Raw genomic sequence first — 10,402 nt, 5'->3', positions numbered from 1 at the left:
GATTCCTCTATCTCGCCTTATTCGATTCCAAGCATGTGTTTTTCGCGATCACGCGGTTCATCGGTTGCTCACGACGTCGCTCGCAATCGAGTGGAGCCATCGCCGAATCCCCTCTGCCGCGGCCGGTGCCGCGGCTTCGATGAGGGAGAAGTGGTCGGCGGATATGTGGATCGTGTCGCCGCGGTGCTGCCAATCCGGCACCGGCGCAGCAATATCGAGGCCCGGTAGCCCGACAGTGGCTCGCAGATTCAGCGTGGGCGCGGCAATGGACCGCGTGCCGCGCTCGCCGAAGATCCGCACATAATTGCCCATGGCGACCAGTGCGTGGTCGTCGATATCGATCAGTTCGTGACCGCGATCGAGCACCAGGCCGAGCGCGCCGGCGAAAACGGCGCCGATGAGGTCTTCACCATCCGGCGAATAGGTGTCGAGCATCGCGACACCGACCGGGCCACGACCACGCTCGTCGAGCCGCTCGGCGAGCGCGTGCGCGACCGCTCCGCCGATCGAGTAGCCGACGAGTACGAACGGATGCTGGCCCGTAGCGTTTTCGGTGACAACGGCAAGGTGGTCGAGCAGCGCGTCCCAGGTCGGCGGCATCGGTTCACCGACTCGGGTCCCCGGCAGTCGCAACGCGGACACACCGAATTCCGCGCCGAGTTCGCGCGCCAAGCGGCCGAACTGGTGCGGTCCGTTGCCGACCAGGAACGACGGGATGCAGATCAGGTTGGGTCCGGCGCCGGCGCGCGACAGCAGCATGGGCGCCGAGTGGCCATTCGCGGCGGCCGGCTCATCGAAAGCGACGCTCAGTCTGGCACTTTCGATCAACAGCGGCATCGCCTCGGTCGCGTCCCCGCGCCGATGCGCCGCCATCACCAGCTCCGTCAACCGGCCACGTACTCCCGATGCGGCGGGCGGCGGCTCGTGCCGAACCTCGACCGCCCCCATCCGCGACCGCAGCAGCTGCGCGACCGCGGCGGCGGTCGGATGCTCGAACACCAGCGTCGACGGCAGAGACAGACCCGTGATGGCGACGAGCCTGTTACGGAACTCGACGCCGCCCAACGAGTCGAATCCGAGTTCGGCGAACGGTACATCCGCGGCCACCGCGGCGGCCGACTTGTGTCCGAGGACGACGGCGGCCAGCGAGCGTATCTCCTGGAGGATGACCTCGTAGTGATCGTCCTCAGGCAACATCTCCAAACGCTGTGCCAGCGAGCCGCGTTCGCTGCCGGGCTGCGCTGCCACGGGCGCGCGCACGATCTCGCGCAGCACCGGCGGCAGCACGCCGGAGCGAGCGAGCGATGCGAGCGCCTCCCTATCGAGCGACGCGGTCATCAGCAGCGAGTGGCCGGTGGCCAGCGCCTTGTCGAACATCGCCAATCCCGGCTCGGGGGTGATGGGTAGCAGCCCGAGCCGGGTGCGAATACGGCGGGCTATGACCTCGGTATCTTCCCGATCGAGCACGCCTGCCATACCGAGCGTCCACAGCCCCCACGCCAGCGAGTGCGCGGGCAGGCCGGTTTCGCGACGACGATGCGCGAGTGCGTCGAGGAAACGGTTCGCGGCCGCGTAGTTGCCCTGGCCCTGACCACCGAGTAGCGGGGCGGCGGAGGAAAACAGCACGAACGCCGACAGGTCGTGATCCCGGGTGAGTTCGTGCAGATGCAGTGCGGCATCGACTTTCGGCCGCATGACACGGTCGATCTGCTCGGTGGTCAGCGTCTCGACGGTACCGTCGTCGAGTACGCCGGCGGTGTGGATCACGGCGGTCAGCGGGTGTTGCTCCGGGATGGTCCGTAGCAGATCTCGCAGCGCATCTCGGTCGGCGACGTCGCAGGCGACCACCCGGACCTGCGCACCCGCGGCCTCGAGATCGCCGACCAGATCCGCGGCGCCCGGGGCATCCGGTCCCCGCCGGGAAACCAGCAGCAGGCTCCGAACGCCGTGTGCCGCAACCAGATGTCGCGCCGTCAGCGCACCCAGACCTCCGGTGCCACCGGTGATCAGAACCGTCCCACCGCCGAACGAGACCGGTGCCGCATCCGGCGCGGCGGCCCGTATCAGCCTGGGTACCAGTAGCGTGTTGTCACGCGCTGCCACCTGCGGCTCACCGAGATCCGCGGCTCGTACCACCGTGCCGGATGTCACCGCCGTGGCGTCGTCGTGGTCGATCTGGACGACCCGGCCGGGATGTTCCGACTGCGCACACGCGATCAAACCGGATACCGCCGCTGCCGCGGGATCACACAATTCGCCCGGTATTTCCGCGGCGTTGCGGGTCACGACGACCAGCGTGGATTTCTCGGATCGTTCGTCGGCGATCCAGTCCCGGACCATCGTCAGCGCCGCATCGACTCGCAGCCGGGCCACCTGGGCGGCATCACCCGTCGCGGGGACATCGTCACAGTGCCAGACGACGATCTCGGGTACGGACGGCATTGCGAGCAGAGCGTCCAGATCCGTATGTGCCTCGGCGCCCGGCATCGTCGTGGAGCCCAATATCGCTACAGCACAACGATTCACGGAGATCGAGGTGGATGCCGGAGTCCACCGGAGGGTGTAGAGCGGGTGCGAGGTTGCGCGATCACGGCGCAGGGCGCGGGCATCGACCGGGCGCGCGACGAGGGTGTCGACGGCCACTACGGGTAGACCGTGCGTGTCGGCGGCATCTACTCGGATGGTGTCGTCGGTGCGGGCGACACGCACCCGCAGGGCCGTGGCTTCCTCCTGGTAGACGCGCACTCCGGCGAACGAGAACGGCAAGGGCACCCGGCCGTCGCCGGTATCGGCGAGACGGTCGATCGCGGTGTGGAAAGCGGCGTCCAGCAAGGCCGGGTGCACCCGGAACCGCCGCGCGTCCGTGTTCTCGGGCAACGACAGCTCAGCGAACACCTCCGCACCGCGCATCCACGCGGCGCGCACACCCCGGAATGCTGGGCCGTACCCGAAACCCATGTCCGCCAACCGCTCGTACAGCCGCGCCGAGTCCACCGGTTCGGCGCCCGCGGGCGGCCACACCCGTCCCTCCCACACCGCGTTCGCCGCGCCGGCCACGGGCGCCAGCACCCCTGTCGCGTGCGCGACCCACTCCGCGCCGTCGGAATGCTCACCGGACACCCTGGAGTGCACGGCGAACCGACGCCTGCCCGCGCCATCGGCGGGCTCGACACCGAGCTGAATATCGACCGCGATGTCGTCCGGCAGCAGCAGCGGCGCTTCCAGCAGCAGTTCCTCGACGACCTCGGCGCCGAGCCGAGTGCCGGCGGTCAACGCCAGTTCCACGAATCCGGTCCCGGGCAGCAACACCGAGCCGAAGACCGCGTGATCGGCAAGCCACGGGTGGGTCCGCAACGACATCCGTCCGGTGAACAGCCATTCGTCCCTGCCCGCGACGGAGACGACGCCGGTGAGGATCGGATGATCCGACGACACCGCGCAGGCATCGGCGGCGAGCGGCTCCAACCAGAACCGCTGACGCTGAAATGCGTACGTGGGCAACGACACCCGGTGTAGCGGACGGCCCGCGAAGATCGGCTGCCAATCCACCTCGGCGCCGCAGGCGTGCAGCTGCCCCAGCATCGTCACGCACTGCGTCACTTCGTCGACCGAACGCCGCGCCCCGGCGGCAACCATCGCCCCCGCCTCGACCTCCGGATATTCGGCCAGGCACTGGCGAGTCATGGATGCCAGCACCGCATCCGGGCCCACCTCCACGAATCGCCGCACCCCGGCCGCGACGAGGGCATCGACGCCGGGCGCGAATCGCACGCAGCCGCGTACCTGCTGCACCCAGTACTCCGGATCGGTCACCTCGGCACCGGCGATACCGCCGGAGATGTTCGACACCACCGGAACGGTCGGCGATCGATATGTCAGACCCGCTGCCACGGAACGGAATTCGTCGAGCATCGGCTCCATCAACGCCGAATGGAACGCGTGACCGACCCGCAGTCGCGATGTCCGCACGCCCGCGTCGGACAGCTCGCGCTCCGCCGCTTCGACGAGGTCGGCAGCGCCGGACAGCACCACCGACGAAGGGCCGTTCACAGCCGCGACCGATAACCGATCACGTTGTACCGCAACGAGTTCGAGCGCTTCCTTTTCGGTCAGGGCGGCCGCGAGCATCGCGCCGCCCGCCGGCAACGCACCCATCAAGCGTCCCCGCGCCGCCACCAGCGCACACGCGTCCGCCAGCGACCACACCCCCGCGACGTAGGCGGCCGTCAGCTCGCCGATCGAATGTCCGGCCAGCACATCCGCGGTCACGCCGAACGACCCCATCAACCGGAACAACGCCACCTCGAACGCGAACAACGCGGGCTGCGTCCACTCCGTCCGATCCAGTGCGACATCGGCCGCGCCGACCCCCGGCGGCCGTGCCGCAGCGCTGCCGGCGAACATCACCTCCCGCAACGACCCGTCGAGATGGGGATCGAACTCGGCGCAGACCTCGTCCAACGCCGTCGCGAAAACCGGGAAGGCCGCATAGAGCTCCGCCCCCATCCCCACCCGCTGAGCTCCTTGCCCCGTGAACAGAAAGGCCGTCCCACCCGCGACGGACGCACCGGCCGCCGAGGACCCCGACGCCAGGTCCGCCAACTCCGACGCCAGCTGTTCGCGATCGCGACCCACCACCACGGCGCGCCGGTCCCATTGCGTCCTGTTCTCGATCAGCGACGACGCCACACTCCACAGGTCCGCATTCGGATTGTCGAGCAGCCACTGCCGCAACCGATCCGCCTGGGCGCGCAGCGCAGCATCGGACTTGGCCGATACCAGCAACGGCAGCACATCCGCCGCGGCAGCGGGGGTCGCGGCGGTCTCCTCGACCGGCGAAGGGACGGACGCGGGCGCTTCCTCCACGATCAAATGAGCGTTGGTGCCGCTGATCCCGAACGAGGACACCCCGGCCCGCCGCACCCGCTCACCCGGGAGCCAGGGCTCCGCCTCGGTCAGCAATCGCACCGATCCCGCCGACCAATCCACATGCGGCGACGGCTCATCCACGTGTAGCGTCTTGGGCAGTATTTCGTGCCGCAACGCCTGCACGACCTTGATCACCCCGCCCACGCCCGCGGCCGCTTGCGAATGCCCGATATTCGACTTCAGCGACCCGAGCCGCAATGGCGCGCCGCGACGCTGTCCGTATGCGGAGATCAACGCCTGCGACTCGATCGGATCGCCCAGCGGCGTTCCCGTCCCGTGCGCCTCCACCACATCCACATCCGCCGGCTCGAGTCCGGCAGCTGCCAGCGCGGACGCGATCACCCGCTCCTGCGACGGACCGTTCGGCGCGGTCAAACCATTGCTCGCACCATCCTGATTCACCGCCGATCCGCGAATGACGGCCAGAATTTCGTGTCCGGATCGCCGCGCGTCCGACATCCGTTCCAGCACCAGCACGCCCACGCCCTCGGACCAGCCCACCCCGTCCGCGCCGGCCGAGAACGACTTGCACCGCCCATCACGCGACAAGCCCCGTTGCCGCGAAAACTCCACGAACAGCGACGGTGTCGACATCACGGTCACACCGCCGGCCAGCACCAGGGACGTCTCCCGGCGGCGCAGTGCCTGGGCGGCCAGATGGATCGCGACCAGCGACGACGAGCACGCCGTGTCGACCGTCAGCGCCGCACCTTCCAGCCCCAGCGTGTAGGCCACTCGCCCCGACACCACACTGCTCACCGATCCGGTGCCCGCGTGCCCCTCCGCTGCCGGGCCGGCGGCCTTGGCCGTGTGCTCGTAGTCGGTGTACATCACTCCGGCGATCACGCCGGTGTCGCTGCCTCGCAGCGAGGTCGGGTCGATACCGGCGTCTTCCAGGGCCTCCCACGAGGCCTCCAGAAACAACCGCTGCTGCGGATCCATCGCCGCCGCCTCACGCGGGCCGATGCCGAAAAACCCGGCATCGAAATCACCGGCGCCGGAAAGAAAACCGCCCTCGCGCGTATACACCTTCCCGAACCGGTCCGGATCGGGGTCGAACAATCCCGCCACATCCCAGCCCCGGTCGGCCGGGAATTCCCCGATCGCGTCCGAGCCGGAGGCGACCAGATCCCACAGTTGCTCCGGCGACTCAACACCGCCCGGATACCGGCAGCTCATGCCCACTATCGCAATGGGCTCGACGCTCTGCTCCCGCAGTCGGGTGAGCTCGTCGCGACTCGACATGAGCTCCACGGTGACCTTTTTGAGGTACTCCAACATCCGGTCGGACGAGTCACCAGTGTTCGTGTCCACGTTCACATCCAGGGGTAGATCGGGGTTGCCGAAGACGCCGGAAGAATTCCGGCGCTATCGGCAAGGGGATACCGACGCCGTCCTCGAGCTTCGAGTGGCGCAGCGGTGATTCGGCGAATCGGCGGCAGACGGCCGGTGGCGTTACGGCTGAATCCAGCCGTCGTGACTGCCCTCGGCAACGTTGGGCGGGGGCGAAGCGACGGATCCGCCCGCAGACCGCCTGCGGTACCGGTCCCCGTCCGAGCATGCGGGCACCGATTCCCGGCCGCTCCATGACGTGCGAACGTTCGCCGAGGCCGATCGACACGAACTGGACGTTTGCTTTTTTCCGGCACACAGTGCCGCCATCGCTATGTCCCTCATCGACATACCTCTCACACTCCCGACGCCAGCCGACTCACCACAATGTCGCCGACTGCCACCGTTCATACCCTTTTGACATCGCCGCTCCGGTCAATCAATGGCCGTTAATTCGAAGCCTCATTCAGCAGAAATCGGCCACGCACCGCGATACGACCCGAGTATCATGCGTTCCCAACATTGGGAATAGATGCTGGGATTCAGCCATACCAGATCCCGCTCTCCACAGGGACAACATTGTCGGGTTCCCGCAACCGATGGGCGATCTTTTGCTGACACTTCTCCGATCGGCTATAATCGGCGGCCAGACGGCCGTTGGGCAGGCCGAAAACTCGTCGCAGTCACGCTGGAAACAGCATCGCTTCCATACCACACATCAGCGACGTCGATGCAAATGCGGTATCACAGCCAATCGTCGCTCTACAAATGTGCGCCGAAGCATCACTCGATCACGAAGAAATCAGCGATCCGCCCAACGCGTCCATGACACTAGGCATTACCCATCGAATCGAGATCCACCTCCTTCTTGCTGCCCATCGCGTCCAGCCGTTTCCGCGGAGCGCCTGAACGTCCAGACCCAGCGCCTGGATAGTCGAATGTAATGCTGCGGAGTGAACGGCTTCTACCGATGTACGTGATATTTACGAACAAAACACAACACTTTGGAATTGTAACCGTAAGATGACCAAACCGATCTTCCGTCATTCCAATCTGCAATTCCGTTTTGCTATCACAGCAACCTGACAGATTACCGGCAAGACCATTCACACAGTTGCCGAGACAGCACTCTGAAACTCATACGGCGTACCTATTTCTGGCCCCAGCGCGAATTCGATAGACTTTCGCGAACCAGCCGATGACGTCGCGCGGGTGCACCGATAGGGTGCCGACCGTTCATCGAATTCGACGGCTGAAGCGTGGTGATGGGCAATTCCGCTCGGAGCGGGCCGGATCACGATCGAGACGGCGTCCTGGAAGGGCCCGCGCCTTGTGCGCGCGGGCCTGCCGGATCTCACCACCCGCGCGCCGGGCCGCGCCTTCGGACTTTCCAAACCGAACGGCCCGCCACCCGCGGTACGGCCGGACGGTTTCGGACCAGTGGGCGGAGTTGTGATCATTCGGCCCCAAAGCTCTGGCGGGATTCAGTGTGGGTGCAGGGGTTTCGGCCCGTGGCGTATCGAGCTTCGGCCTCCATACCGGATGCTATGGCGTTGTATGTATCGAAACATCCGCCATGCCGGGCCGAAATATCCGTAGGCCAGCCAAGGCTCGCTCAACATGGTGTCCCTCGCGCTGCCGAACCCGGCGCGGCGTCGCACACTGGCCGATGGCTGGTGGAGATGAAAGGCTCGGGCTGTGCCGTGACGGGGCTACAGGCGGTGTCGACACGGGTCTGCGAATCATCGTGGGCGGGTGTACTGCATCCGCAGTACGCGCAATGACCTCCGTACGCATGATGCCGACTACATGGCCGTACAACGACCATGACGGCATGGCGAAATTCCTGTACCGGCTCGGCCGGTTCGCGTTCGAGAAGCGGCGGCTCGTCGTCGTGCTCTGGCTGGGGGTCATGGCCGCCCTGGTGGCCGGGGCAGCCAATGCGCCGACGGCTCCACCGGATACGTTCTCGATCCCGGGGACAGAATCCCAGCAGGCGTTCGACCTACTCGGCGAACGCTTCCCCGGCACCAAATCCGATGGCGCACAAGCCCGGATCGTCTTCGTAGCACCCGCCGGCCAGCAGATCGGCTCCGAGCCGAACAAGGCAGCGGTCGAGCGGATCATCACGGATGTGGCGGGCGGTGCGCAGGTGAAGGGCGTACTCGACCCGTTCCAGACCGGTGCGGTCAGTAAGAACGGCACGACCGCTTATGCGACCGTGAGCTACGGCGTGACCAGCGACAACCTCACCGACGCCAGCAAGACGGCCCTCACCGACGCGATCGATTCCGGCAAGGCCGCCGGTGTCACCGTGGAGATCGGCGGGTCCGCCCTCCAGACCAAGCCCGAAATGGGTGCAGCCACCGAGGCCATCGGTATCGCCATCGCAGCCGTCGTACTGATGGTCACCTTCGGTACGTTCGCCGCGGCCGGGCTGCCATTGCTGACCGCGCTGGTCGGGATCGGTGTCGGTATCGCCGCGATCGTGGCGATCGGCATGTCCACCACGACAACGACTCTCGCCATGATGCTCGGGCTCGCGGTCGGTATCGACTACGCGCTGTTCATCGTCTCCCGCTACCGGACCGAACGCGCCGAGGGATACAGGGCCGAAGAAGCGGCAGGCCGGGCCGTCGGCACCGCCGGATCGGCAGTGGTTTTCGCCGGACTCACCGTCGTCATCGCACTGGCTGGACTGGCCGTCGTTGGTATCCCCGTCCTCACCAAGATGGGTCTGGCCGCGGCGGGCACGGTCGCCGTCGCCGTCGCGATTGCCTTGACGCTGCTGCCCGCGCTGCTCGGGTTCTTCCAGAATGCGGTGATGCCGCGGGCCTTCCGCAAGGCCACCGCGCAGCCATCGGCTGACGGAAATACGCTCGGCACCAAGCCGCTTCAAGTGGAGAAGCCCAATATGGGTACGCGCTGGGCCAGCTTCGTCGTACGCCGCCCGGTGGCCGTGCTGCTGATCGGCCTGGTCGGTTTGGGTGCGCTGGCCTTGCCGGTGCGCAGTCTCGAACTGGGCATGCCGGGTGACGAATCGCAGTCGAGCGCGACGACACAGCGCCGCGCCTACGATGCGCTGGCCGAGGGTTTCGGCCCGGGTTTCAATGGGCCGCTTACCGTCGCCTTGGATGTCAGGGGCGTCAGTGACCCCAAGGCCGCGGTGGAGCAGGCGAGCAGGACTCTGGCGACGACCAATGGCGTGGTATCGGTAGCGCCCGCGATATTCAATCAGGCCCGTGACGCCGCCATGCTCACCGTCGTACCCGCAACGGGTCCATCATCCACCGAGACCAAGGATCTCGTGCACGCACTGCGCGCGGAGGCACGCGATCTGAAAGCATCCACCGGTGCGACCATGCTGGTCACCGGCGCGACCGCCATGAATATCGATATCTCGCAGAAGATGACCGCCGCACTGCTGCCCTATCTCGCGGTGGTGGTCGGGCTGGCGATCCTATTGCTGATGGTCGTATTCCGTTCGATCGCGGTCCCGGTCAAGGCGGCGCTCGGCTTCCTGCTCTCAGTGGGTGCGGCCTTCGGCGTGATCGTCGCGGTGTTCCAGTGGGGCTGGCTCGCCGACCTCATCGGAGTCCAGCAGACCGGACCCGTGATGAGCATGATGCCGATCTTCCTGATCGGCGTGGTATTCGGACTCGCAATGGACTACGAGGTCTTCCTCGTCACCCGGATGCGTGAGGCATTCACCCACGGCGCGAGCGCCAAGGATGCCATCGTCACCGGATTCCGGCACAGCGCACGGGTAGTAGTGGCCGCGGCGGCCATCATGATCGCCGTATTCGCCGGATTCATCGGCGGCGGTGAACCGATGATCAAAATGATGGGCCTCGGCCTGGCGGCGGCGGTCTTCTTCGACGCCTTCATCGTCCGGATGACCCTGGTCCCGGCCGTGCTCGCACTCCTCGGTAACAAGGCCTGGTGGCTGCCGCAGTGGTTGGCGAAGATCCTGCCGAACGTGGACGTGGAGGGCGAGAGCCTGAACCGCGTCGAGGCCGTCGAACCGGCCCGGGAACTCGAATCCGCCCGCATCTGAGTGCGAATGCATCGGTAGGCCGTCCCGGGTGGGCGGCCTACCGGTCGCTTCGGGATCCGGCGATTAGTGTTCTCGACGAGGAGG

2 protein-coding genes are annotated in these 10,402 nt (G+C 66.7%); one reads left to right on the top strand and one right to left on the bottom strand.

Translation table 11 applies throughout. From position 1 onward, the window contains the following. Nucleotides 1-57: 57 nt before the first annotated feature. Nucleotides 58-6,243, bottom strand: a complete 6,186-nt coding sequence (locus ACIBG0_RS05425; protein ID WP_397029458.1) for a type I polyketide synthase — start codon at nt 6,241-6,243, stop codon at nt 58-60. A 1,852-nt stretch (nt 6,244-8,095) separates the two neighbouring features. Between ACIBG0_RS05425 and ACIBG0_RS05420 the strand changes: the two genes are divergently transcribed. Then, the gene (locus tag ACIBG0_RS05420) at nt 8,096-10,318 is read left to right on the top strand and encodes an MMPL family transporter (protein ID WP_397030219.1); all 2,223 of its coding nucleotides are present in this window, start codon (nt 8,096-8,098) and stop codon (nt 10,316-10,318) included. Nucleotides 10,319-10,402: the final 84 nt, after the last annotated feature.

It is taken from the genome of Nocardia sp. NPDC050630, assembly GCF_044457245.1.
In the GTDB taxonomy this organism is placed as follows: Bacteria; Actinomycetota; Actinomycetes; order Mycobacteriales; family Mycobacteriaceae; genus Nocardia.
This window is presented reverse-complemented; position numbering and strand designations above follow the sequence as displayed.

Excerpts from the sequence above, each read along its gene's own strand:
- ACIBG0_RS05420 (WP_397030219.1), top strand. The coding sequence starts at position 8,096 with ATGGCGAAATTCCTGTACCGGCTCGGCCGGTTCGCGTTCGAGAAGCGG.